The 25,283-nt window shown below is 71.1% G+C and carries 20 protein-coding genes; 4 read left to right on the top strand and 16 right to left on the bottom strand.

What is annotated here, in order from left to right:
* The first annotated feature begins 3 nt into the window (after window positions 1–3).
* The 3 genes from LVO85_RS04725 to LVO85_RS04715 all read left to right on the top strand — a co-directional run bounded on the left by LVO85_RS04725 (window position 4) and on the right by LVO85_RS04715 (window position 4,762).
* Window positions 4–1,284: a glycosyltransferase gene (locus LVO85_RS04725; RefSeq protein ID WP_232746266.1), complete on the top strand. Its 1,281-nt coding sequence runs from the start codon at window positions 4–6 to the stop codon at window positions 1,282–1,284.
* Window positions 1,285–1,384: 100 nt separating this feature from the next.
* Window positions 1,385–2,029, top strand: a complete 645-nt coding sequence (locus LVO85_RS04720) for a TetR/AcrR family transcriptional regulator (protein ID WP_232746265.1) — start codon at window positions 1,385–1,387, stop codon at window positions 2,027–2,029.
* Between the two features lie 69 nt (window positions 2,030–2,098).
* Complete coding sequence (locus LVO85_RS04715; RefSeq protein WP_232746264.1) at window positions 2,099–4,762, top strand: MMPL family transporter; 2,664 nt, start codon at window positions 2,099–2,101, stop codon at window positions 4,760–4,762.
* On the opposite strand, the gene LVO85_RS04710 is transcribed toward LVO85_RS04715, so the two are convergent.
* Window positions 4,729–5,739, bottom strand: coding sequence for a hypothetical protein (locus LVO85_RS04710; RefSeq protein ID WP_232746263.1), 1,011 nt, complete (start codon window positions 5,737–5,739; stop codon window positions 4,729–4,731). The genes LVO85_RS04715 and LVO85_RS04710 overlap by 34 nt on opposite strands.
* Window positions 5,740–5,826: 87 nt before the next feature.
* On the opposite strand from LVO85_RS04710, the gene LVO85_RS04705 reads away from it, so the two are divergent.
* Window positions 5,827–7,452 carry a GAF domain-containing sensor histidine kinase gene (locus LVO85_RS04705; protein ID WP_232746262.1) on the top strand — a complete coding sequence of 542 codons (1,626 nt, stop codon included), beginning with the start codon at window positions 5,827–5,829 and terminating at the stop codon, window positions 7,450–7,452.
* 356 nt (window positions 7,453–7,808) lie between these two features.
* Here the strand turns inward: LVO85_RS04705 and LVO85_RS04700 are convergent, their stop codons facing one another.
* The 15 genes from LVO85_RS04700 to LVO85_RS04630 form a co-directional block, all read right to left on the bottom strand.
* Entirely contained in the window at window positions 7,809–8,474 is a 666-nt protein-coding gene (locus tag LVO85_RS04700) for a response regulator (protein WP_232746261.1), read from the bottom strand.
* 3 nt (window positions 8,475–8,477) lie between these two features.
* On the bottom strand, window positions 8,478–9,467 hold the full coding sequence (locus tag LVO85_RS04695; RefSeq protein WP_408637670.1) for a polyprenyl synthetase family protein: 990 nt from the start codon (window positions 9,465–9,467) through the stop codon (window positions 8,478–8,480).
* A 44-nt stretch (window positions 9,468–9,511) separates the two neighbouring features.
* Window positions 9,512–11,044, bottom strand: coding sequence for an NADH-quinone oxidoreductase subunit NuoN (nuoN, locus tag LVO85_RS04690; protein WP_232746838.1), 1,533 nt, complete (start codon window positions 11,042–11,044; stop codon window positions 9,512–9,514).
* Window positions 11,044–12,579: an NADH-quinone oxidoreductase subunit M gene (locus tag LVO85_RS04685; RefSeq protein ID WP_232746260.1), complete on the bottom strand. Its 1,536-nt coding sequence runs from the start codon at window positions 12,577–12,579 to the stop codon at window positions 11,044–11,046. The genes nuoN and LVO85_RS04685 overlap by 1 nt, the downstream gene beginning before the upstream one ends.
* Entirely contained in the window at window positions 12,579–14,447 is a 1,869-nt protein-coding gene (nuoL, locus tag LVO85_RS04680; protein ID WP_232746837.1) for an NADH-quinone oxidoreductase subunit L, read from the bottom strand. Before nuoL ends, LVO85_RS04685 begins: the two co-directional genes overlap by 1 nt.
* 115 nt (window positions 14,448–14,562) lie before the next feature.
* Window positions 14,563–14,862: an NADH-quinone oxidoreductase subunit NuoK gene (gene nuoK / locus LVO85_RS04675; protein WP_232746259.1), complete on the bottom strand. Its 300-nt coding sequence runs from the start codon at window positions 14,860–14,862 to the stop codon at window positions 14,563–14,565.
* Window positions 14,859–15,680: an NADH-quinone oxidoreductase subunit J gene (locus tag LVO85_RS04670; RefSeq protein WP_232746258.1), complete on the bottom strand. Its 822-nt coding sequence runs from the start codon at window positions 15,678–15,680 to the stop codon at window positions 14,859–14,861. The genes nuoK and LVO85_RS04670 overlap by 4 nt, the downstream gene beginning before the upstream one ends.
* The gene (gene nuoI, locus LVO85_RS04665) at window positions 15,677–16,321 is read right to left on the bottom strand and encodes an NADH-quinone oxidoreductase subunit NuoI (RefSeq protein ID WP_232746836.1); all 645 of its coding nucleotides are present in this window, start codon (window positions 16,319–16,321) and stop codon (window positions 15,677–15,679) included. The genes LVO85_RS04670 and nuoI overlap by 4 nt, the downstream gene beginning before the upstream one ends.
* Before the next feature lie 70 nt (window positions 16,322–16,391).
* Window positions 16,392–17,792, bottom strand: coding sequence for an NADH-quinone oxidoreductase subunit NuoH (gene nuoH, locus LVO85_RS04660; protein WP_232746835.1), 1,401 nt, complete (start codon window positions 17,790–17,792; stop codon window positions 16,392–16,394).
* A gap of 5 nt (window positions 17,793–17,797) precedes the next feature.
* Window positions 17,798–20,356, bottom strand: a complete 2,559-nt coding sequence (locus tag LVO85_RS04655) for an NADH-quinone oxidoreductase subunit G (protein ID WP_232746257.1) — start codon at window positions 20,354–20,356, stop codon at window positions 17,798–17,800.
* Complete coding sequence (gene nuoF, locus LVO85_RS04650) at window positions 20,353–21,663, bottom strand: NADH-quinone oxidoreductase subunit NuoF (RefSeq protein ID WP_232746256.1); 1,311 nt, start codon at window positions 21,661–21,663, stop codon at window positions 20,353–20,355. The genes LVO85_RS04655 and nuoF overlap by 4 nt, the downstream gene beginning before the upstream one ends.
* Complete coding sequence (nuoE, locus tag LVO85_RS04645) at window positions 21,660–22,574, bottom strand: NADH-quinone oxidoreductase subunit NuoE (protein WP_232746255.1); 915 nt, start codon at window positions 22,572–22,574, stop codon at window positions 21,660–21,662. The genes nuoF and nuoE overlap by 4 nt, the downstream gene beginning before the upstream one ends.
* Window positions 22,571–23,920 (bottom strand): NADH-quinone oxidoreductase subunit D, encoded by a 1,350-nt coding sequence (locus LVO85_RS04640; RefSeq protein WP_232746254.1) that lies wholly within the window; start codon window positions 23,918–23,920, stop codon window positions 22,571–22,573. Before LVO85_RS04640 ends, nuoE begins: the two co-directional genes overlap by 4 nt.
* Window positions 23,920–24,693 carry an NADH-quinone oxidoreductase subunit C gene (locus tag LVO85_RS04635; RefSeq protein ID WP_332875408.1) on the bottom strand — a complete coding sequence of 258 codons (774 nt, stop codon included), beginning with the start codon at window positions 24,691–24,693 and terminating at the stop codon, window positions 23,920–23,922. Before LVO85_RS04635 ends, LVO85_RS04640 begins: the two co-directional genes overlap by 1 nt.
* Window positions 24,690–25,244 carry a NuoB/complex I 20 kDa subunit family protein gene (locus LVO85_RS04630; protein ID WP_232746253.1) on the bottom strand — a complete coding sequence of 185 codons (555 nt, stop codon included), beginning with the start codon at window positions 25,242–25,244 and terminating at the stop codon, window positions 24,690–24,692. The genes LVO85_RS04635 and LVO85_RS04630 overlap by 4 nt, the downstream gene beginning before the upstream one ends.
* Between the last annotated feature and the right edge of the window lie 39 nt (window positions 25,245–25,283).

The following is a 25,283-nucleotide window of genomic DNA, read 5'->3' as shown; positions in this document are numbered from 1 at the left end:
GCCATGAGCCGCAGGGTGCAGCTCGTCTGCTGGGGCTCGCGGGGTGACGTCGCTCCGCTCGTCTCGCTCGGGCGGGGCCTGCTGGCCGCCGGCGACAGCGTCGCGGTGATGGCCGCCCGGGACTTCGAGGGCCTGGTCACGGGCGCGGGGCTCGACTTCGTGCCCTTCGACATCGACGTGCGGACCACGGCGGACTCCCCGGAGGGCCGCTCCTGGCTGGGTGGGCACCGCACCCTCTTCGGGGAGGGGCGGGCGCTGCAGCGGGTCCTGGACCGCTTCGCCGCCCCCCTGGTCGAAGGGCTGTGGGAGCGGACGGGCGAGGCCGACCTGCTCGTCAGCGGGCTGCTGACGGTCGACGCCTGTCTGAGCCTGGCGGACGCCCGCGGCCAGGACCACGCCCTGGCCCTGCTGGCGCCCCTGCTGCCGAGCCGCCATGGCCCGAGCTCGGCAGCAGCACCCCTGCGGGGCCAGGACACAGCGCTGAACAGGTGGGCAGGGGAGGCGGTGCTCACGTCCTCCTACCGGCTCCTGCAGGTGCCCGGGGCGCAGGTCCGGCGCCGGCTGGGGCACCGGCACACGGGGCCGCGGTGGTTCCGTCGCGAGCTCACCCGTACTCCGACCCTGCTCGGGGTCAGCCGTCACGTCGTGCCGCCACCCCCGGACCAGCCGCAGGTGCAGGTGACCGGCTACTGGCCGGCGTGGGACGACGCCGGCGCACCGTCGGACGCGGCGCGGATCGAGCACGACCTGGCACGGGCCCGCCGCCGCGGCCGGCCCGTGGCCTACCTGGGCTTCGGGAGCATGACCACCGGTGACCCCGCCGGCACGGCGGCACTGCTGACCGACGCGGCCACCCTCGCCGGGGTGCATCCTGTGGTGCACGCGGGGTGGTCGGGGCTGGACCGCCACCTCACCGGTCGTGCGGACGTCACGGTGGTCGACCACGTGCCGCACGGCTGGCTCTTCCCCCGCTGCGACGTGGTCGTCCACCACGGCGGGGCGGGCACCACGGGTGCCGCCGTGCACTCGGGGGTGCCCCAGGTCGTCGTGGCCCACATGGGTGACCAGCCCTTCTGGGCCGGCCAGGTCCACCGGTGCGGAGCTGCCACCCCGCCGCTGCGCAGGAGCGGGCTGCGCGCCGGGACGCTCGCCGCCGCACTGCGTGCGGTGACCACAGGACCGCAGGCCGGCCTCCTGTCGCGGGAGGCGCGCCGGCTGGCGGCCCTCACCGGGAGCGAGGACGGCGTGGGCACCGCGGTGCGGGCGCTGCACCACCTGCGCTGACGTGCCGCCTCCACTGGGGTGAGGGCGTTCCCGACGAGGTGGGACACTTCACACTCGTGCATTTTTGCACTCGCGTGCACCACTGCTTACCATGATCGTCATGACCAGCGGCGATGCATCCTCCCGCCGTGAGCGCAACAAGGCGCGCACCCGTCAGGCCATCAAGTCGGCCGTCCTCGACCTGGCGCTCGAGCGCGACATCGGGACCGTGACGGCCGAGGAGATCGCCGAGCACGCCGGCATCTCCCGGCGCACCTTCTTCAACTACTACGCCGGCCTCGACGCCGTGCTGGTCGAGGCCACCCTCGAGCCCATGCACGCGGTCGCCGAGCGCTTCCTGCAGCGTCCTGCGGAGGAGGACCCGCTGGCCGCCATGGTCGCGGCCCTGGAGGGTCCCGCGCCCGTCGAGCTGGCCCGCTGGTCGGTGGCGCTGTGCCGGGAGAGCACGCAGGGCACCGAGGTCTACGCCCGCATGTGGCAGCTGCACACGGCCTGGCTCCGTGGCGTCCTGCAGGACCGGCTGGGCGCGGCGTCGGTCGACCCGCTGTATGTCGCCGGGCTGGCAGGTGCGGTCATGTCCGTCTTCGCCGCGGCACAGGCGACCTGGCTGACACGCACCGGGGGTCGTCTCGACGAGGCCTCGCTGGAGGACCTCTCCCACGACGTGTGCTCAGCCCTGCAGCACGCCCGCGACGGCTGGCGCGCCCCTCCCCTCTCCGCCCGCACGACAGCCGACCGGCGCTAGCACCCGGCACGGGTGCGCCCCTGCCCTGTCCCTCCCCGACCTCGTCCCACGACGCGAAAGGAGCCCCCTGTGGCTTCCCTCCTGCACCGCCTCGGCCGATGGTGCGCCGACCACCACTGGACGACCATCGCCGCATGGGTGGCGGTCCTCGTGCTCGTCGGCGGCAGCGCCGCGGTCTTCAGCAAGCCGCTCACCACGGAGTTCTCCATCCCGGGCAGCCGCTTCGAGGTCGTCCTGGAGGAGCTCCGGCAGGAGATCCCGGTCGCCGCCGGGGCCACCGGGACCGTGGTCTTCACCGGTGAGGACGGGTTCGACGCCGACGACCGGACGGCCGTCGAGGAGGTCCTGCAGGGGTGGCGTGAGCTCGACGGTGTCGCCGAGGTGGTCGACCCCTTCGCCACCCAGGAACAGCTCGACACCGGCGACGAGGAGCTCGCCACGGCGGAGCAGGAGCTCGCCGACGGCCAGGCCGAGGTCGACGCAGGCCGCGAGCGGGTCGCCGAGGCCGAGGCCGAGCTGGACGCCGGCCAGGATGAGGTCGACGCCGGCCAGGCCGAGCTGGACGCGGCACAGGAGGAGCTGGACGCCGGGCGAGCCCAGCTCGAGGCCGGCCGGGACCAGCTCCCGGCAGAGCAGGTCGCGGCCGCGGAGCAGCAGCTCGAGGCCGGGCAGGCCGAGATCGACCAGGCGCGCGAGGAGCTGGACGCCGGCCAGGCCGAGGTCGACGCCGGCCGGGAGGAGCTCGAGGAGGGTCGGGCCGAGCTCGAGGCAGGTCAGGCGGAGCTCGACGCCGGACGCGAGCAACTGGCGGTCGGCGAGCGCCTCGCCGGGCTGAGCGAAGGGCTGCGGTTCGTCTCCGAGGACGGCACCGTGGCCCTGGCCCAGGTCCGTTTCGTCGACGACGTCAACAGCCTCGACCCCGCGCTCACCGAGCGCGTCCAGGAGATCGGCGAGCAGCTGGAGGGCAGCGGCGTCGAGGTCGACTACAGCCAGGAGATCGTGCAGGACCTCAGCGAGGTCGTGGGGCCCGGGGAGATCCTGGGTCTGGTCGTGGCGGCCGTCGTGCTGCTCGTCGTGCTGGGGTCACTCGTGGCGGCCGGACTCCCCCTGCTCATGGCCCTCGTCGGCGTGGCCGTCGGTGTCCTGGGGGCGCTGTCGTTCTCCGGCGCCGTGCAGATGAACGACACCACCCCTGCCCTGGCCCTCATGCTCGGCCTCGCGGTGGGCATCGACTACTCCCTGTTCCTCATCAACCGGCACCGGACACAGCTGCGCCAGGGCATGGCCCAGCGCGACTCCATCGCGCTGGCGACCGGGACCTCGGGCAACGCGGTGGCCTTCGCGGGGATGACCGTCATCATCGCGCTGGCCGCGTTGACCGTCACCGGCGTCCCGTTCCTCGCGGTCATGGGTCTGGTCGCCGCCGCCACGGTGCTCGTGGCCGTGCTGGTGGCCCTCACGCTGACCCCCGCGCTCCTGTCGCTGGTCGGCGAGCGGGTGCTGCCGAAGAGGCAGCGAGCCGGGGCCGACGGCGCCCGTCCGGGCGGACCCCGCCACTACGACGACACCGAGCGCGGCTGGGCCGCCGCCGTCATCCGCCGCCCGGTGCTCACCATCCTGGGCGTCCTGGCTCTGGTCGGGGTGATGTCCTTCCCGGTCGCCGACCTGCGCCTGGGCCTGCCCGACGGCAGTGCGGAGAGCGCCGACTCCACGGCATACCAGACCTACGACGCGGTGCGCAGCAACTTCGGGGCCGGCGTCAACGGCCCGGTCATCGCGGTCGCCGAGCTCGACGAGCCGCTGGCCGAGGGCGAGAGCGCCCTGGCGTCCGCCCAGGCCGACCTCGGTGAGGACCTGGCAGCGATCGAGGGGGTCGTCTACGTCGTGCCCTTCGGGGTGAGCGAGGACCGGCAGACCCTGGCCTTCCAGATGGTGCCGCAGGACGGCCCCTCGGAGGAGTCGACCGTGGAGCTCGTCGGCACCCTGGAGGCGGAGGGCGAGCAGATCGGCGCCGACAACGGCGCCACCCTCGGCTTCACCGGGCAGACCGTGGCCAACATCGACATCAGCAACCAGCTGTCCGACGCGCTGCCGGTCTACCTGGCCGTCGTCGTCGGCCTGTCCCTGCTGCTGCTGCTCCTGGTCTTCCGCTCCGTGGTCATCCCGCTGCTGGCGACACTGGGCTTCCTGCTCTCCCTGGGCGCAGCCTTCGGTGCCGTGGTGGCGACCTACCAGTGGGGTGTGCTCGACGTCGTCTTCGGGGTCAACGAGCCCGGGCCGATCCTGAGCTTCCTGCCGATCCTGCTCATCGGGGTGCTCTTCGGCCTCGCGATGGACTACCAGGTCTTCCTGGTGTCAGCGATGCGGGAGTCCCACGTGCACGGAGAGCCCGCCCGGCAGGCGATCGTCACCGGCTTCAACCACAGCTCCCGGGTGGTCGTCGCCGCCGCCGTCATCATGGTCTCGGTGTTCGGCGGGTTCGTCTTCGCCGAGCTGGCCATGATCCGCCCGGTGGGGCTCGGCCTGGCGGTGGGGGTGCTCATCGACGCCTTCGTCGTGCGGATGACCCTCACCCCCGCCGTGATGGCCCTGCTCGGTGAGAAGGCGTGGTACCTGCCTCGCTGGCTCGACCGGGTCCTGCCCGACGTGGACGTCGAGGGCACCGCCCTCGAGCGGTCCGTGGGCGTCGGCAGCCGACCTCAGGAGGTCGTGGACTCCCCCGTGAGGGCCTGACCCGCGACCGCGCGCAGGGCCTGTCTCCCGGCCGCCGCCGCCAGGGCACCCTCGGTGAGCTCGACGGCCAGCCTGCGCCCACTGCGCCGGTGCACCACCAGGCCCGGTCCGCCGGAGGCGATGTAGGCGCTGCGGTCGGGCAGCCAGCGCAGGCCCCACCCGCCCCAGGCCAGCGGGTCGAGGTCGGCGACCCCCACCCCCACGACGTCCTCTGCCCGCACCCTCAGCACCGTCACGGGCAGGCGGAGGGGGCGCAGCCGCAGCCCCTCGGCGTCGACCTCGGCGCGCACCTGCGCGAGCGAGTGCACGACCAGGGCGAGCGCCAGGCCGGGGGCCCCCAGCAGCAGCGCCGGCACCCAGCCGTCGCCGCTGCCGACCAGCAGCACCACCACGACCACGGCGACCGCCGCAACGAAGACCCCGACCCAGCGCAGCGACGGGGAGGTCGTGTCGGAGCGCCAGGGCACGCCGGGCACCGCCCCGGTGACCGGCACGACACGGTCCAGCTCCGGCACGGTGTCGAGCACCTCGGCCAGGGGAGGTCGGTGCTCGCCGTGGACGGCATACGTGAGCCAGCTCCAGCCCGCGGCCACCGGGAACGCGGCGAGGGCCCACCACGCGGTCACCGCGTCGGCGCCGCCACCGACCCGCACCCCGAGCACCGTGAGCACGTAGACCGCGGCCGCGCCCGCCCCGACGGCGGCGCACCCTGCCAGCACCACCCGGGACCACCGGGGCGTCACCAGCCGGGACAGCCCGGCGACGAGCCCCGCGGTGAGGGCGCTGATGACGGTCAGCGTCAGGGTGGTCCCCAACAGGGCCGTCCCGGACATGACCCTGTCGACGTCACCGCCGACCCCCCAGCGGGCGGGCACCGCGCCGGGAGGCGGAAGCACCGGTGCCAGCGCGAGGAGCACGGCGAGCGGGGCGATGGCCAGGAGGCCTGCGAGCAGGCGGCGGGAGCGTGGTGACGACACGTCGCCAGCGTAGGCCCGGCGCGGCGGCTCACGGATGTCCCCGACCGCCAGTGGCCTGCTGTCCCTGCAGGCCGATACGGTGAGCGGGTGACGGACACCGATCTTGCGCCCCCGGGTGATGTCGCCGCGCAGATGCGGATGCTGCTGGAGACGATCCAGGAGCTGGGCGGCGCCCAGGACCTCGTCTCCGTGCTGCAGCGCACGGTGGAGCTCGCCTGCCAGGTGACGGGAGCCCGCTACGGCGCACTGGGGGTGGTGGACGAGTCCGACACCGGCGCCATGACGCACTTCATCACCACCGGCCTCACGCCGCAGGAGCGGGAGGCCATCGGTGACCCTCCCGAGGGGCGCGGGCTGCTGGGCCGGCTGCTGCAGCACCCGACGCCGGTGCGGGTGGCGGACCTGAACCAGGAGCCCGACTCCGTGGGCTTCCCACCGGGGCATCCTCCGATGCGCAGCTTCCTGGGCATGCCCATCCGCATCGGCGGGCGCACCTTCGGCAACCTGTACCTCACCGAGAAACGCGACGCCCAGACCTTCACCGAGCGCGACGCGCTGCTGGTGCAGGGGCTCGCGTCGGTCTCCGGCGCGGTCATCGACGCGATGCAGCGACGGGTGCTCGGCGAGGTGCAGAGCAGTGTCGTCGACTCGGTGTGGCAGATCAACAACGCCCTGCTCTCCGAGGTCGACCCGGAGGACACCCTGCCCATGGTCACCGACCAGGCGCTGCGCGTCACCGCCGCCGACGCCGCGGCCGTCGTCGCCGCCGGGCCGACCGGGGAGGCGGCCCGGGTGCTGGCCTCCTCCGGGCTCGACACCGCCGCGGTCGTGGCCGACCTGCACGACCAGATCACGCAGGTGCTGGCCACCGGGGAGCCGTTGCACCTGTCCCTCGACGAGCGACGGGTCGTCCTGGACAGTAACCAGGGGCCGCGGCACACCAGCGTGGTGCCGGTCTCTCCCCGGCAGGGTGAGCGGGCCGCTCTCGTGGTGGCGCACTGGCGCTCGGCGCCGGCCACCGGGAGCCTGGGCATGCGCGACGTGGTCGACGCCCTGGCCGTGCAGGCCGCGCTCGTCCTCGACCGGACGCACACGGCCCGTGACCATGACATGCTCACCAAGCTCGCCGACCGCGACCGGATCGCTCGTGACCTGCACGACCTCGTCATCCAACGGCTGTTCGCCACCGGGCTGTACCTGCAGGGCGCCACCCGGCTCACCCGGGAGCCTGCCGTCGTCGAGCGGCTGGAGAGCTCCATCCATGAGCTCGACGCCACGATCCGCGACATCCGGGCGACGATCTTCGCGCTGCAGCACCGGCCCTTCGAGGGCTCGCTGCGCACCCAGCTGCGCAGCCTGGCCGACAGCTACACGACGACCCTGGGCTTCTCCCCGGTGACCCAGTTCACCGGCCCCATCGACAGCGTGCTGGCCGACGACGTCCACGACGCCCTGCTGCTGGTGCTGCGCGAGGCGCTGTCCAACGTGGCGCGGCACGCCGGGGCACGCTCGGTGCTCGTCGAGGTCGAGACCCGCGAGGACCGTCTGTCCCTCACCGTGACCGACGACGGGGTGGGCCTCGCGCCCGGAGCGGCCGAGAGTGGGCTGCGCAACGTGCGCCAGCGTGCCGTCGAGCTCGGTGGTCAGGCCGCGGTGGGTCCGCACGCCAAGCAGGGCACGGTCCTGCACTGGGAGATCCCGGTCCAGGCCTGAGCACAGCGGGTCACACAGCCCCGCACCGCCGGGACGTCGGCGCACGCACACGCAACCGAGCACACGCAACCGAGGGGCCGGACCGTACGGCCCAGCCCCTCGGCGTCCCCTGTGCGGCCGTCACACCGCAGTGCGCTCGGCACGGGATCCGTGCGTCGCCCACGGGCCTCGGTGCCTTCCACCACGATCCGAGGCCTCAGGTCTTCCCGAAAGCTGCACGGCGCCTCTCGCCCAGCCCCCTGCTCTGGGCGAGAGGTGGACCAGAGGCCAGCGCTGCCTCCATGTCCCATGGTGCTCGAGACCGCGCCGGGTCGACAGGGTCGACGGTCCCGGCCCGGCCGGGACCTAGGTCCCGGTCAGTGGTGGTCGTGGTCGGCGTCGAAGAGCTTCGACCCCAGCACCGCCGCCTGGGTGCGACGCTGCAGACCCAGCTTGGACAGCATCGAGGAGACGTAGTTCTTGACCGTCTTCTCCGCGAGGTGCAGGCGCTCGCCGATCTCTCGGTTGGTCATCCCCTCGGCGATGAGCGCCAGGATCCGCTGCTCCTGCGGCGTCAGCCGCTCCAGCTCACGGCGGTGCGGGTCGCCCCGGCGCACGCGCTCCAGCACCTGGGTCGTCACGCTGGGGTCGAGCAGCGACTGGCCGCCGGCAACGGTCCGGATGCCGTCCACCAGACCGGAGCCGGTGATCTGCTTGAGCACGTAGCCGGAGGCTCCCGCGAGGATGGCCGCGAACAGGGCCTGCTCGTCGTCGTACGACGTGAGGATCAAGGCGCGGATGGTGGGGTCGATCGCCCGCACGTCACGGCACACCTCGATGCCCGAGCCGTCCGGGAGCCGGGCGTCCAGCACCGCGACGTCGGGACGGAGCGCAGGGATCTGGGCTCTGGCGGAGACCGCCGAGCCGGACTCGCCGACGATCTCGATGTCCGGCTCGGCCGAGAGCAGGTCGTGCAGACCACGACGCACCAGCTCGTGGTCGTCGAGGAGGTAGACCTTGATCGGGGTGGTGGCGTCCGTCATGGTTCAGGCCGATCTGTCGGCCACACCGTCGACGAGCGCCCGAAGCGCCCGCACGGGTGGCTGGTCGGGCAGGTCCGCCAGGAGTGCTCGTGCCTCGTCGGCGACCTGCTGGGTATGCTGCCGCGCCTGCTCCATCGCCGGGTGGACCCGGAGCAGCGCGACCGCCTCTGCGACCTCGTCCGCGTCGCCGATCGGCCCCGCGAGCAGCTCGCGGAGCCTGGAGTCCCCCGGGTCCGTCGAGCCCCGGGCGTAGAGGACGGGCAGGGTCGCCTTTCCCTCACGCAGGTCGGTGCCCGGGGTCTTGCCGGAGTCCGCCGCCTCGGAGGAGACGTCCAGGAGGTCGTCAGCCAGCTGGAAGACCACGCCGAGCTTCTCGGCATACGAGGTCAGGATGTCGCGGGTGCGCGCGTCGCATCCGCCGAAGGTCGCGCCGTACCAGGCCGCGGTCGCGATGAGGGAGCCGGTCTTGTCGGCCAGGACTCCCAGGTAGTAGTCGGCCGGGTCGGCATCGGCGGCGGGTGCCCGCTCGTCGCGGATCTGGCCCGAGCACAGCCGCACGAAGGTGCGCGCCTGCACCTTGACCGCCTCGGGACCGAGGTCGGCGATCACGGACGAGGCGGTGCCGAAGAGCAGGTCACCGATGAGGATCGACACGGCGTTGCCATAGCGGAGGTTGGCGCTCTGCACACCGCGGCGCAGCTCGGCCTCGTCCATCACGTCGTCGTGGTAGAGCGAGGCGAGATGGGTCAGCTCGACGCCGACCGCGGCGTCGACGACCCGGTCGTTGCGGCCCTCCCCCACCTCGGCGCACAGCAGCGTGAGCAACGGCCGGAAGCGCTTGCCCCCGGCCTGCGCCAGGTGACCGGCCGCCTCGGCGATGAAGCCGTCGTCGTGCGCGATGACCTCCTGCAGCCGGCGCTGGACATCGGCCATCCCGGCCACCAGCCGGTCCTGCAGCGCACCGTCGATGTCCGGGATCACCGGCACGCTCACCGCAGTGGTAAGGGTGCCGGTGTCTCGGGTCGCCGAAGGTCCCATCAGCGCAGGAACTGCGAGGCCTGTTGGGTCAGCTCGAGCAGCGGCGAGGGCATGACCCCCAGGCCGAGGGTGACGACGACGCCGGTGACGATCGCGAAGGTCGTCATCGCCGACGGTGTGATGACCACCGTGTCGCCGTGGCTCTCGCCGAAGTACATCGTCACGATGACCCGGAAGTAGACGTAGGCGGTCACGGCGCTGGCCAGCACGCCGATGACGACCAGCCATGCTCCACCACCGGCCACCGCTGCGGAGAAGACCGCGAACTTGCCGGTGAAGCCGGAGGTGAGCGGGATGCCTGCGAAGGCAAGCATGAGGAAGCTGAAGCCCGCCGCCACCCACGGCGCACGCCGGGCCAGGCCCGACCACTGGGACACGTGCGTCGCCTCGCTGCCGGAGGAGCGGACCAGCGTCACCAGCGCGAAGGCGGGGATGGTCATGAAGCCGTAGGCCGCCAGGTAGAACAGCGTGCCGGAGATGCCTGCAGACTCCAGGGCCAGCAGACCCACCAGGATGAAGCCGGCGTGCGCGATGGAGGAGTAGGCCAGGATGCGCTTGATGTCGCTCTGGCGCACCGACATCACCGCGCCCACGATCATGCTCAGGGCGGCGACGACGGCCAGGATCGGCTGCCACTCCAGCCGGGCCGGCTCGACCGCGACGTAGAACACCCGCAGGATCGCGCCGAACGCGGCGACCTTGGTGCAGGCGGCCATGAAGCCGGTGACCGGCGTCGGGGCGCCCTGGTAGACGTCCGGTGTCCAGGCGTGGAACGGCACCGCGCCGATCTTGAACAGCAGGCCGACCCCGACCAGCAGGATGCCGGGCACGAGCAGCCCGTCCATGCCGACCCCGGTCCGCACCGCCTCGGCGATGACGTCGAAGCGCATCGAGCCGGCGAAGCCGTAGATCAGGGTGGCCCCGAAGAGGAAGAACGCCGAGGAGAAGGCCCCCAGCAGGAAGTACTTCAGGGAGGCTTCCTGGGACAGCAGCCGTCGCCTGCGCGCCAGACCGGTCAGGATGTAGAGCGGCAGGGAGAGGATCTCCAGCGCGATGAACATCAGGATCAGGTCGTTGGCCATCCCGAAGAGCATCATGCCGCCGACGGAGAACAGTGTGAGCGGGTAGACCTCCGTGGTGGTGGCCCCGAGCCGGGTCGCCAGCGACTCCTCCGCCGAGCCGGGCACGGACACGCCCGCCTGGGTGAAGGCATCCGCACTCTGCCCACCGAAGCGCTCGCTCATGACGAGCACCCCGATGACGGCCAGCGACAGGATGAGCCCCTGCAGCAGCAGCGCCGGACCGTCGTTGGCCACCGCTCCGGCGGCCGTGATGCCCTGGCTGTCCCGAGCGACGAGGACCACTGCCGCGAGGGCCAGCACCAGGGTGGCCACCGTGAGCGGCACCTGCACCATGTGGCGGTGGGCCCGGCCGGCGAAGCCCTCGACGGCCACACCGAGAAGACCGCCGACGAAGACGATGATCAGGGGCAGCAGCGCTGCCCAGTCGATGTCAGGAGCGGTGAACTCCATCACTCATCACTCCCCTCAGCGGCGGCGTCCGTGGGCACCGGGTCGCTCACCCCGACATGCTGCAGCGTGGTCTGGACGGCGGGCTCGAGCAGGTCGAGGGCCGGCTTGGGATAGAACCCGAGCACGAGGAACGCGACCATCAGCGGCGCGACGACGACCTTCTCGCGCAGGCTCATGTCCGGTGTCGCAGTGACCAGCTCGGGCGCGGCCGGACCGGTCGCGACGCGCTGGTACCACAGCAGGATGTAGAGCGCCGCGAGGATGACCCCGGTCGCACCGATGACTGCGAAGACGGGGTAGGTCTGGAAGGTCCCGATGATGACCATGAACTCCGAGACGAAGGAGTTGAGGCCCGGCAGCGCAAGCCCGGACAGCCCGGCCACGAGCAGCGAGCCCGCGATGAGCGGGGTCACCCGCTGCCAGCCGCCGAAGTCGGCGATGTCCCTCGAGCCACGGCGCTGGATGAGCATGGCGGCGATGAGGAACAGCGCGGCCGTGGTGAAGCCGTGGTTCACCATGTAGAGCGTCGCGCCCGTCTGGCTCACCGTGGTGAGCGCGAAGATGCCCAGCACGATGAAGCCGAAGTGGCTGATCGAGGTGTAGGCGATCAGGCGCAGCATGTCGCGCTGGCCGATGGCCAGCACCGCACCGAAGAGGATCGAGGCGACCGCGAGCGTCATCACCACCGGCGTGGCCCACTGGCTCGCCTCCGGGAAGAGCTGGAGGCAGAAGCGGATCATGCCGAAGGTGCCGACCTTGTCGAGCACACCGACCAGCAGCACCGAGGTCGCCGGTCGCGCCTCGCTGGCGGTCTGCGGCAGCCAGGTGTGGACGGGCCACATCGGGGCCTTGATGGCGAAGGCGATGAAGAACCCGATGAACAGGAACCGCTCGGTCGTGGCGTCCATCTGGATGCCGGTCAGGCTCTCGACCAGGAAGCCGTCGGTGCCACCGGGGCCCTGCAGGTAGAGCGCGATGACCGCGACCAGCATGATGAGCCCGCCGAGGAGCGAGTAGAGCAGGAAGCTCGTCGCCGCCTTGGCGCGCTGCGGCCCGCCGAAGGACCCGATCAGGAAGTACACCGGGATGAGCATGGCCTCGAAGAAGACGTAGAAGAGGAAGACGTCGGTGGCCGCGAAGACACCGATCATCATCGCCTCGAGGGCCAGCATCAGCGCGAAGTAGGTGTGCTGCCTGCGACCGTCGCCGACCGGCACGTCGTCCCAGGCCGCCACCAGGCAGATCGGCACCAGCACCACGCCGAGCAGGATCATCGCCAGCGCGATGCCGTCGACCCCCAGGGCGTAGCTCACACCGAACTGCGGGATCCACGAGTAGGTCTCGGTCAGCTGGAACTGCTCGCCGGAGTCGAGCCGGAACTGCAGGGCGGTCATCAGGCCCAGCACCAGCGTGAGCAGCGAGAAGCCGAGAGCCACCTCCCGCACGCGGGCGAAGCCGCGCGGCAGCAGAGCCACCACCGCCGCCCCCGCCAGGGGGACGAGCAGCAGGAGTGTCAGCCAGGGGAAGTCGGTCATCACTGCATCACCCACACGGCACCGAGAATGACGACGACACCCGCGAGCATCGTCATGGCATAGGAGCGGACGAACCCGTTCTGGGTGCGCCGCAGGAGGTCGGACAGGCCACCCAGGCCGCCGGTGGTCTTGCCCACCAGACCGCCCTCGACGAGGTCCCGGTCACCCTCCACGGTCGCCGTGACGACACTGGCGCCGGGCCGGCGCAGGAAGGTCTCGTTGAGCTCGTCCTGGTAGAGGTCCTGACGGGCAGCGCGGGTGAGGGCGCTGCCGGCCGGGGCCGTCTGCGGGACGCTGTCGCGCACGTACATCATCCAGGCGAGGGCCACGCCGACCACCACGAGGGCGAAGACCAGCAGCTGGATCGCCAGGACCGGGATCACCGGCTCCGGGTGCTCGGCGTGACCGAACACCGGGTCGAGCCAGGCGGTGAGGATGCCGGTCGGGTAGAGCGCCAGACCGAGGAAGGCCGAGCCGACGGCGAGCACCATCATCGGGATCGTCATCGTCAGCGGCGACTCGTGCGGGTCGACGTCGTCCGCCCACCGCGCCTTGCCGTGGAAGGTCATGAAGAACAGACGGGACATGTAGAACGCGGTCAGGCCGGCGGCCAGCAGTGCCGCCCCACCGAAGACCCAGGCCCGCCAGGCGCCGTCCCCCTGGTCGATGAAGGCCGTCTCGATGATGAGGTCCTTGGACCACCAGCCGGACAGGAACGGGAAGCCGATGATGGCCAGCCAGCCCAGCCCGAAGGTCACCCAGGTGACCTTCATGACCGAGGACAGGTTGCCGAAGCGGCGCATGTCGACCTCGTTGTGCATGCCGTGCATGACCGACCCTGCACCCAGGAACATGCCCGCCTTGAAGAAGCCGTGCGTGAGCAGGTGGAAGATGGCGTAGATGTAGCCCAGGGGCCCCAGGCCGACGGCGAGCATCATGTAGCCGATCTGGCTCATCGTCGAGGCAGCCAGCGCCTTCTTGATGTCGTCCTTGGCGCAGCCGACGACCGCCCCGTAGACGAGGGTGATCGTGCCGACCACGACGACCGCGAGGCGGGCGTCGGGCGTGAGGTCGTAGATCGCCTGGCTGCGGGCGATGAGGTAGACACCCGCGGTGACCATCGTCGCCGCGTGGATGAGCGCCGAGACCGGTGTCGGGCCGGCCATGGCGTCTCCCAGCCACGACTGCAGCGGGAACTGCGCCGACTTGCCTGCGGCACCCAGGAGCAGCAGGAGGCCGACCGCGAGCAGCGTGCCCTGGCTCATCGCGTCGGCGCTGCCGTGGACGGTCGCGTAGTCGAGTGCCCCGATGCTCGCGAAGATGACGGCCATCGCGGTGATCAGGCCGAAGTCACCGATGCGGTTGACCACGAACGCCTTGTTGGCCGCCGTGGCGTAGGCCGGGTTGGTGTTCCAGAAGCCGATCAGCAGGTAGGAGGCCAGGCCGACGCCCTCCCAGCCGACGAACAGCAGCAGGTAGGAGTCGGCCAGCACCAGGATCAGCATGGCCGCGATGAAGAGGTTGAGGTAGGCGAAGAAGCGGCGCTTGTCGGGGTCGTGCTCCATGTAGCCCAGGGAGTAGACGTGGATCAGCGACCCCACGAACGTGATGAGCATGACGAAGGCCAGGGACAGCGGGTCCATCAGCAGCCCGACGTCGACGGAGAGGTCGCCGGCGGCCACCCACTCCCACAGCTGGACCGACAGCGACCGCTCCTCGTCGGGCAGCCCGAGGAGCTGCAGGATCACGCCCACACCCACGGCGAAGGAGGCCCAGGACAGGGCGGTGGCCAGCAGTGGCCCCCACCGGTCCGTCGCCCGGCCGCCGAGCAGCAGGATGGCGGCGCCTGCCAGTGGCAACGCGATCATCAGCCAGCCGAGCGCGGCGAAGCCGTCGGCGTCGGTGGCGCGCACCGCGCTGGCGTCGGCGAGCACGAGGTGCAGACCGGCAGAGGTCTCGAGCACAGTCACGAAGGCTCGCTCCTTACAGCTTCAGCAGGTTAGCGTCGTCGACCGAGGCGGAGCGACGGGCGCGGAAGATGGACATGATGATGGCCAGGCCCACCACGACCTCAGCGGCGGCGACCACCATGACGAACAGGGCGTAGACCTGGCCGTCGAGGCTGCCGTGCATGCGGGCGAACGTGACGAGCGACAGGTTGCACGCGTTCAGCATCAGCTCGACGCCCATGAACACGATGATGGTGTTGCGCCGGGTCATGACGACCAGCGCGCCGATCGTGAACAGGATCGTCGCCAGGTAGATGTAGGCGACCAGGCTCATCGCTTCTCTCCCTCGCCGAGCTGGTCGGGCGCGTGCTGCTCCCCCGCAGGCTCGTCCCGGGTCGGCTCGGCCTCGACCGCGTCGACCGCAGCGGCCGTGGTCGCCGCGTAGTCGCTGTAGCGGGCGACCTGGTCACGCGCCACGAGCACACGGGGCACGGACACCTCGGTCGGGGTGCCGTCCGGCAGCAGGGCCGGGGTGTCCGCGGCGTTGTGCCGCGCGTAGACCCCGGGGTTGGGCTTGCCGGCCAGCCACTGGCCGGAGCGGATCTTGGCCTCGGAGGCCGAGCGCTGCGAGAACGCGGGGGTGAGCCGCTCGTGGTGCGCCAGCACCATGGCGCCCATGACGGCGATGACCAGCAGGGCGCCCAGGGCCTCGAACCCGAAGACCTGACGCTCGAAGATCTCCCTGGCCAGAGCCGTGACCGTGCCCTCCTCCTGCACCGCCGCCAGGCCCACCGCGTCCGGGAAGGACACGCGGGCGATGGACCCGATCGTCACCAGGGCGAAGAGCAGACCGAAGGCGTAGGCGCCCAGCCGCTGTCCGGGCAGGGTCTCCACGAGGGAGTCCGAGGAGTCCACCCCGACGAGCATGACGACGAAGAGGAACAGCATCATCACGGCACCGGAGTAGACGAAGATCTGGATGATCCCGACGAACTCGGCGGACTGTGCGATGTAGAAGACGCCGAGGGTCACCATGACCAGTGCCATCGACATCGCCGCGTGGACGGCCTTGTGGGCGAACAACAGACCGAGGGCCCCGAGCACCGCGGTGGGGGCCAGGACCCAGAAGAGGACGACTTCGCCTCCACTCATCGGTACACCTCCTGCGTCGGCGTCTGGGGGTCCTGGTCCGCGGCCGCGTCACGCTGCTCGACGTAGTCCTTCTGGACCTGTGTCGGCGCCGTGACCTGACCCCGGTAGTAGTCGCGCTCCTCCATGCCCTCCGCCATCGGGAAGGGCGGCGGAAGCATACCCTCTCGCAGGGGCGCCAGGAGCTGGTGCTTCTCGTAGATCAGCGGCGCGCGCTCGCTGTCCGCCATCTCGTACTCGTTGGTCATCGTCAGGGCACGCGTCGGGCACGCCTCGATGCACAGACCGCAGAAGATGCAGCGCAGGTAGTTGATCTGGTAGACGCGGCCGTAGCGCTCCCCCGGGGAGAAGCGCGCCTCGTCGGTGTTGTCCGCGCCCTCCACGTAGATCGCGTCGGCCGGGCACGCCCAGGCGCACAGCTCGCAGCCCACGCACTTCTCCAGACCGTCCGGATGCCGGTTCAGCTGGTGACGGCCGTGGAAGCGTGCCTGGGTCGGTCGCGGCTTCTCGGGGTACTCCTCCGTCGCGACCTTCTTGAACATCGTCGAGAAGGAGACCCCGAAGCCCGCCACGGGCGCGAAGAGGTCGGCGAAGAAGCCCCCTTGGGGCCGGTCGGGGTGGGGAGTGCTGTCCGGGCCTTGCAGCGCCGGGTCGTCGGCCTTGTCGCCGCGCGCGATGTCCTTGCCGCGGGCGACTTCCTTGCTGTCCTCGGCCTCAGCCACGGGTGTCCTCCGGGGTGTCGTCGTGCGTGTCGTCGTCGGTCGCGCCGGCGCTGACCGACACCGGGTCGGCAGCGCTCACCGCGGTGCGCGGCTCCACGACCCGCTGGCCGGGAAGCGGCGGCACCGGGTAGCCGTCGGCGAAGGGGTCGATCTCGGCCGGAGGCGTGCGGGCCTCCAGCGTGGCCTCCCTGGCGGCTGCGCTGCGCCGGTCCCACAGCAGCAGCGCGGCGATGACCACTGCGGCGATGACCACCACGGTGATGACGGTCGCCCACTGGCTGTCACCGAAGTAGCCGACCTGGGCAGCGCGGATCAGCGCGACCGCCACGACCCAGGCCAGGGCTGCGGGGATCATGAGCTTCCAGCCGAACTTCATGAACTGGTCGTACCGCACGCGCGGCAGCGAGCCACGGAGCCAGACGTAGAAGAAGATGAACATCCACATCTTGATGGTGAACCAGAGCAGACCCCACCAGCCCTCGTTGAACATCCCGTCGAACAGGCCGGCGATGCCGGGGGGCGCGGCGGGTCCGCCGAGGAAGAGCGTCGTGGCCAGGGCAGAGACGGTGAACATGTTGATGTACTCACCGAGGAAGAACATGCCGAACTTCATCGAGGAGTACTCGGTGTGGAACCCGCCACCCAGCTCGCCCTCGCCCTCGGCCAGGTCGAAGGGCAGCCGGTTGGTCTCCCCCACCATCGTGATCACGTAGACCACGAAGGAGAAGAAGAGCGGGATGATGTACCAGAGGCCCTCCTGCGCGGCCACGATCTGGCTGGTCGACATGGACCCGGCGTAGAGGAAGACCGCGACCAGGGACAGGCCCATCGCGATCTCGTAGGAGATGACCTGCGCGGTGGAGCGCAGACCGCCCAGCAGCGGGTAGGTGGAGCCCGAGGACCAGCCGGCGAGCACGAAGCCGTAGGCACCGACCCCGGCCACGGCGAGCACCAGCAGGGTGGCGACGGGGGTGTCGGTGAGCTGCAGGGGTGTCGTGTGGCCGAACATCTCGACCGTGCCACCCATGGGGATGATCGCGAAGGAGACGAAGGCCAGGGAGCCGACCAGCAGAGGGGCGATGACGAACATCACCTTGTCGGCGTTCTTGGGGGTGACGTCCTCCTTCATCATCAGCTTGAGCCCGTCGGCCAGGGTCTGCAGCAGCCCCAGCGGCCCGAACCGGTTGGGTCCTGGTCGCTGCTGCATCCGGCCGATGACGCGGCGCTCGAACCAGATGACCACGAGCACCTGCAGCAGCAGGTAGACGAAGACCAGGACCGCCTTGATCAGCGACAACCACCAGGGCGTGTCGCTGAAGTCGGCGGCCGGTGCGTCCTGCAGCACGATCGGTGCGGCCGAGACCACGGACGGCAGGTATGCCGTCGCCTCCATCACGATCACGCGAGACCTCCTGTGGTGGCACCGGTGGCGACAGCCGCGCCACCCGGTCGGAGCTGCACCACCGCGCCGGCGCCGACACCCAGGGCCGGGCGCACCGCCGATCCGGTGGAGTTGGTCGGCACCCAGACCACGTGGTCGGGCATGTCGGTCACCACGACCGGCAGCGTGATGCTGCCGGCGCCGCGCGAGACCACGATGTGCTCGCCCTCGGCCACTCCCACGGCCGCCGCGGTGCCGGCGGAGACCCGCGCCACGGGCAGCGGCGCGGTGCCCGCGAGGAAGGGCTCGCCGTCCTGCAGGGAGCCGGCGTCGAGGAGGTGGTGCCAGGTCGCCAGGAGCGCCTCGCCCTCGCCGAGGGCGGGCGGCGCCACCGGAGGCACGACGTGCAGCGGCAGGGAGCCCTGCCAGGTGCCCAGCGAGCTCATCTCGCGGCGCAGCTCGGTGAGGCTGCGAGCGCCCAGGTGCACACCCATCTCGGCCGCGAGCAGGTCGAGCACCGCGTGGTCGCTGAGGGCGCTGGTGTGGATGGCCCGGTCGAACGTGCGCAGTCGACCCTCCCAGTCCGCGTAGGCGCCGGCCTTCTCCTGCTGCGGAGCGACGGGGAGGATGACGTCGGCGTACTCGTGCACCGCCGACTCACGGATCTCCAGCGACACCACGAAGGCCCGCTCGAGGGCGGCCCGTGCCAGCGCGGGGTCGGGCAGGTCGTCCGGGTCCACCCCACCGACGACGAGCGCTCCGATCTCGCCCTGGGCCGCGGCCTGCAGGATCGCGGTCGTGTCACGGCCCGGCCCCTCGGCGAGCTCGACACCCCAGGCGCCGGCCACGTGGGCGCGGGCTGCGTCGTCGGCGACCGGGTAGCCACCGGGCAGCAGCGCGGGCAGGGCGCCCACGGCGACGGCACCGCGCTCCCCGGCGCGACGGGGGACCCAGCCGATGCGGGCACCTGTGACGTCGGCCAGGGCCGCCGCCGCGGACAGGCCACCGGGCACGGAGGCCAGGCGCTCCCCCACCAGGATGACGGAGGTCTCGGACAGCATGTCCGAGGCGTTGGCCATCGGGTCGACGCCGGGCAGGGGCTCGGCCGTGCCCTCGTGCGCCTCACCGCGGTCCTTGCGGTGGTGCGCGAGGGCGTGCATGACCTCGGCCTCGGTGCCCGGCACAGCGGTCACCAGGGTGCCGGAGAGCTTCTCCAGGCCGCGGGTCTCGAACGGCGCGATGCTGAAGACCTGCGTCTTGGTGCGCCGCACGCCCTTGCGCAGCCGCAGGAAGACGATCGGGCTCTCCTCCTCCGGCTCGAAGCCGACAAGCAGCACGCTGCTCGCCGTCTCCAGGTCGGCGTAGGTGAGACCGTGGTGGTTGACGATGGCGGAGGCGAGGAAGTCGGACTCCTCCTGCGAGTGGGGCCGGGCCCGGAAGTCCACGTCGTGCGTGCCGAGGGCCACCCGGGCGAACTTGCTGTAGGCGTAGGCGTCCTCGACGCTCGCGCGCCCCCCGACCAGCACGCCGACACCAGCGGAGGCCCGGGCCCGGGCGAGCCCGTCCGCGGCCGCCACGTAGGCCTCACGCCAGGAGGTGACGGCATACGCACCGTCCGCACCACGCACGACGGGGTCGCGCAGCCGGTCCGGCATGGTCGCGTAGGTGAAGGCCCAGCGGCCCTTGTCACAGTTCCACTCCTCGTTGACCTCGGGGTCCTCCAGCGCCATCCGGCGCAGCACGGTGCCCCGGCGGTGGTCGGTGCGGATGGCGCACCCGGAGGCGCAGTGCTCGCAGACGCTCTCCGTGGACACCAGGTCGAACGGGCGGGACCGGAAGCGGTAGGCGGAGCCGGTCAGGGCGCCCACCGGGCAGATCTGCACGGTGTTGCCGGAGAAGTAGGACTCGAAGGGCTGCTCCTCGTAGATGCCGACCTGCTGCAGCGCGCCACGCTCGATGAGCGCGATGAACGGGTCGCCGGCGATCTGGTCCGAGAAGCGGGTGCACCGGGCGCACAGCACGCAGCGCTCCCGGTCCAGCAGGACCTGGGAGGAGATGTTGATCGGCTTGGGGAAGGTGCGCTTGACGTCCTCGAAGCGGCTCACCGGACGCCCGTTGGTCATCGCCTGGTTCTGCAGGGGGCACTCACCGCCCTTGTCGCACACCGGGCAGTCCAGCGGGTGGTTGATGAGCAGCAGCTCCATGATGCCGTCCTGGGCCTTCTCGGCCACCGGCGAGGTGTGCTGCGTGCGCACCTGCATGCCGGGCGCGACGGTCATCGTGCACGAGGCCTGCGGCTTGGGCATCGGCTTGACGTTGCCCTCGCGGTCGGGCATCGCCACGTCCACCAGGCACTGGCGGCAGGCACCGACCGGGTCGAGAAGCGGGTGGTCGCAGAAGCGCGGGATCATGATGCCGAGCTGTTCGGCGGCCCGGATGACGAGGGTGCCCTCGGGCACGCTGACCTCGACGTCGTCGATCGTCAGGGTGACCTTCTTGACGTCCTCCGGCATCGCGGCGTTGTCGCCGGTGTCGACGGCGTTGCCGCCCGCTGAGGGTGAGGTGTTGACGGTCATGCGGGGAGGGTCTCCTTCGCGAACAGCGTCGAGCGCTCGGGCGGGAACAGCTCGGCGGCAGGGGTGTGCATGCCCGCCTCGAACTCCTCCCGGAAGTACTGCACGGCAGAGGTGATGGGGCTGGTGGCCCCGTCGCCCAGTGCGCAGAAGGCGCGCCCCAGGATGTTGTCACAGATGTCGACCAGCTTGTCGATGTCGTCCTGGCTGCCCCGGCCCGCCTCCAGGCGGTCCATGATCTGCTTGAGCCAGAAGGTGCCCTCCCGGCACGGGGTGCACTTGCCGCAGGACTCGTGGGCGTAGAAGTCGGTCCACCGTGCCACGGCACGCACGACCGAGGTCGTCTCGTCGAAGATCTGCAGGGCACGGGTGCCCAGCATGGAGCCCGCCTCGGCCACCGACTCGAAGTCCAGCGGCACGTCGAGGTGCTCGTCGGTGAAGATCGGGGTGGAGGAGCCGCCGGGGGTCCAGAACTTCAGGCTGTGCCCCTCCCGGACGCCACCGGCCATCTCCAGCAGCTCACGCAGGGTGATGCCCAGCGGGGCCTCGTACTGTCCGGGCCGGGTGACGTGCCCGGACAGGCTGAACAGGCCGAAGCCCTGCGACTTCTCGGTGCCCAGGTCGGCGAACCAGTCGGAGCCGTGCAGCACGATGGGCGGCACGGAGGCGATGGACTCCACGTTGTTGACCACGGTCGGGCGCGAGTAGAGGCCCGCGACCGCCGGGAACGGTGGCTTCAGGCGGGGCTGGCCGCGACGACCCTCCAGGGAGTCCAGCAGCGCCGTCTCCTCGCCGCAGATGTAGGCGCCCGCACCCGCGTGGACGGTGATGTCCAGGTCGAAGCCGGAGCCCAGGATGTCCTTGCCGAGGTAGCCCGCGGCATACGCCTCCTCCACGGCGCGCAGCAGACGCCGGTAGACGTGCACCAGCTCACCGCGCAGGTAGATGAACGCATGGTGGCAGCCGATGGCGTACGACGTGATGACCATGCCCTCGATCAGGAACTGCGGGGCGGCCATCATCAGCGGGGTGTCCTTGCAGGTGCCCGGCTCGGACTCGTCCGCGTTGACCACGAGGTAGCGAGGGCCGCCGTCCGGCGGGGGCAGGAAGCCCCACTTCAGGCCGGTCGGGAAGCCCGCACCGCCGCGCCCGCGGAGCCCGCTGTCCTTGGCCATCTGCACGAGGTCGTCGGCCGGAGTGTCCAGCGCCTTGCGCAGCGCCTGGTAGCCCTCGTACTCCTCGTAGGTGGCCAGGGTCCAGGACCGCGGGTGGTCCCAGAACCTCGACATGATCGGCGTCAGCTGGGTCATGAGCCCGCTCCTTCGTCGTCGGTCCCGGGTCCGACCTCTTCACCACCGGGGGTCTCGTCCGGCTCGTTGGTGGGCGCGTTGACGGAGTCGTGACGGCCCTTCTTGGGCGCGGTGCCCTCGTCGGCCGCCGCGGTGTCGAACTCGGTCGCCTCGTCCGGCTGGTGCCCGGCGTCCTCGCTGTAGGGCCGCTCGGAGCCGACCGGCGCGACCCAGCCGCGCTCATGGGCGACCCGCAGCCCTTCCAGGGAGGGGCCACCGGCGCCCACGCCCTCGTCGGCACGGCCGTCGGTGAAGCCGGCCAGGACCCGCGCGACCTGCTTGAAGGTGCAGACCCGGGAGGCGCCGCGCGTGGGGGCGACCTCCTCGCCGGTCCGCAGCCGGTCCACGAGCTGCTTGGTCGACTCGGGGGTCTGCCCGTCGAAGAACTCCCAGTTGACCATCACCACGGGGGCGTAGTCGCAGGCCGCGTTGCACTCGACCCGCTCGAGGGTGATCGAGCCGTCCTCGGTGGTCTCGTCGTGACCGATGCCCAGGTGCTCGCTCACCTCGTCGAAGATCTGGTCCCCGCCCATGATCGCGCAGAGGGTGTTCGTGCAGACCCCGACCGTGTAGTCGCCGTTGGGGTGGCGCTTGTACTGGGTGTAGAAGGTGGCCACGCCGCTGACCTCTGCGGTCGTGAGGTCGAGCTGCTCGGCGCAGAAGTGCACGCCGCGGCCGGTGATGTAGCCGTCGACCGACTGCACGAGGTGCAGCAGCGGCAGCAGCGCCGAGCGCTGCTGCGGGTAGCGGCTGACCAGCTCGGCGGCGTCAGCCTCCAGCTGCGCGAGGACCTCGGGGGCGTAGGGCGCGTCCGAGGCGTGCAGCGGGGTGTGGTGGTGCAGCGGGCCGTGGTCGGTGTCGTGCGCGGTCATCGGTCCACGCCTCCCATCACGGGGTCGATGGACGCGACGGCGACGATGACGTCGGCCACCAGGCCGCCCTCGCTCAGCACCGACGCGGCCTGGAGGTTGTTGAAGGAGGGGTCACGGAAGTGCGCCCGGTAGGGCCGGGTGCCGCCGTCGGACACGACGTGGCAGCCCAGCTCGCCCTTGGGTGACTCGACCGCGGCGTATGCCTGCCCCGGCGCGACCCGGAAGCCCTCGGTGACCAGCTTGAAGTGGTGGATGAGCGACTCCATGGACTCGCCCATGATCCGGCGGATGTGGTCCAGCGAGTTGCCCTGACCGTCCGCGCCGACGCTCATCTGGGCCGGCCAGGCGATCTTCTTGTCGGCGACCATGATCGGCTCGCCGACGGAGGCGCGCAGGCGCTCGATGGCCTGCTCGGCGATCTTGATGGACTCCCACATCTCCTCGATGCGGATGCAGACCCGACCGTAGGCGTCCATCGAGTCGCGCGTGACGACGTTGAAGTCGTAGGTCTCGTAGCCGCAGTAGGGGTCGGACTTGCGCAGGTCGTGCGGCAGGCCGGTGGAGCGCAGGATCGGGCCGGTGATGCCCAGCGCCATGCAGCCGGCGAGGCTGAGGTAGCCCACGTCGACGGTGCGTGCCTTGAAGACGGGGTTCTCCAGCAGCAGCCTCTCGATCTCGCCCAGACCACCCTTGAGGTCGGCGATCTCCTTCTCGAGGAGCTCCAGCCCACCGTCCGGGATGTCCTGGTTGACGCCGCCCGGACGCACGTAGGCATGGTTCATCCGCAGGCCCGTCACGGCCTCGAAGAAGCGCAGGATGCGCTCCCGCTCCCGGAAGCAGGTCGTCATGACCGTGGTCGCACCGAGCTCCATCCCACCCGTGCCCAGAGCGATGAGGTGGGAGCCGATCCGGTTGAGCTCCATCATGAGGACCCGGATCGTGGTCGCGCGCTCCGGGACCTGGTCGGTGATGCCGAGCAGCCGCTCCACCCCGAGGCAGTAGACCGCCTCGTTGAAGATCGGGGTGAGGTAGTCCATCCGGGTGCAGAACGTGGTGCCCTGGACCCAGGTGCGGTACTCCATGTTCTTCTCGATGCCGGTATGCAGGTAGCCGATGCCCGCCCGGGCCTCGCGCACCGTCTCACCGTCGAGCTCGAGGATCAGGCGGAGCACGCCGTGCGTCGAGGGGTGCTGGGGGCCCATGTTGACGACGATGCGCTCCTCGCCGACGGCCGCGATGTCCTCGACGACCTGGTCCCAGTCACCTCCGGCCGCGGTGAAGACCGCGCCGGCGTCGGCGTCGTCGCCGTAGAGGTCCTGGCTCTCCGTGCTGGTGTGCGTTGCCATCAGTTGTAGCTCCGTCGCTCGTCGGGGGCCGGGATGGTGGCGCCCTTGTACTCGACCGGGATGCCACCGAGCGGGTAGTCCTTGCGCTGGGGGTGGCCGGGCCAGTCGTCCGGCATGAGGATGCGGGTGAGTGCGGGGTGAGAGTCGAAGACGATGCCGAACATGTCGAACGTCTCGCGCTCGTGCCAGTCGTTCGCGGGGTAGATGTCCACGATCGAGGGGATGTGCGGCTTCTCGTCGGGGCAGGACACCTCGAGCCGCACCCGGCGCATGCCGTGGGTGATCGACTGGAAGTGGTAGACCGCATGCAGCTCGGCGCCCACCTGCTCGGGGTAGTGCACCCCGGAGACGCCGGTGCAGACCTCGAAGCGCAGGGCCGGGTCGTCGCGCAGGGCGCGGGCGACGGTGGGCAGCCGGTCGCGGTGGACGTGCACCGTCATCTCGTTACGGTCGATGACGATGGACTCCACCGACTGCGCGTATGCCGTGCCGAGCGCCCGCTCGAGGTGGTCGGCCACCTCGTCGAAGTAGCCGCCGAACGGCCTGGGCGAGGCCCCCGGGAAGAGGACCGGACGCTCCAGCCCGCCGTAGCCGGAGGTGTCGTTGCCGAGCGAGGACCCGAACATCCCCTTCTTGTGCGCGACCTCCCGGGCACCCACCGCGCCGGAGACCGCCGGCGCCTCTGCCGCACGCGGCCCGGCGGTGCCCTCGGCGCGGGTGTTCTCGACGTTCACCTCGGGGGTCTCGTCGGTGTTCTGGTTCTCGTCGCTCACGCCAGCAGGCCCTTCATCTCGTGCGTCGGCGTCGCACGCAGGGCGGCCGCCTCCGCCGCGCGGGCGGCCTTGACGCGGTCCACGCCCATCTTGTTGTTGCGGATCTGCTCGTGCAGCTCGAGCAGGGCGTTGATGAGCATCTGTGGCCTGGGCGGACAGCCGGGCAGATAGACGTCGACGGGCACGATGTGGTCGACCCCCTGCACGATCGCGTAGTTGTTGAACATGCCACCGGAGCTGGCGCAGACACCCATCGACAGCACCCACTTCGGGTTGGGCATCTGGTCGTAGACCTGGCGGACGACCGGCGCCATCTTCTGGCTCACCCGGCCGGCCACGATCATCAGGTCGGCCTGGCGTGGGGTGGCGGCGAACCGCTCCATACCGAACCGTGCGATGTCGTAGTCGGGCGTGCCCACGGCCATCATCTCGATGGCGCAGCAGGCGAGCCCGAACGTCGCCGGCCACACCGACCTCGACTGCATCTGCCCGACCATGCCCTCGACCGTCGTCAGCAGAATGCCCGACGGGAGCTTGTCCTCAAGACCCATGTCTCACACCGTCCCTTCGGCGCACCCGGCCGGGCACGT

The sequence above is a fragment of the Ornithinimicrobium sediminis genome (assembly GCF_021272345.1).
In the GTDB taxonomy this organism is placed as follows: domain Bacteria; phylum Actinomycetota; class Actinomycetes; order Actinomycetales; family Dermatophilaceae; genus Ornithinicoccus; species Ornithinicoccus sediminis_B.
The sequence above is the reverse complement of the archived record's forward strand: the minus strand, read 5'-3'. Positions and strand labels throughout refer to the sequence as shown.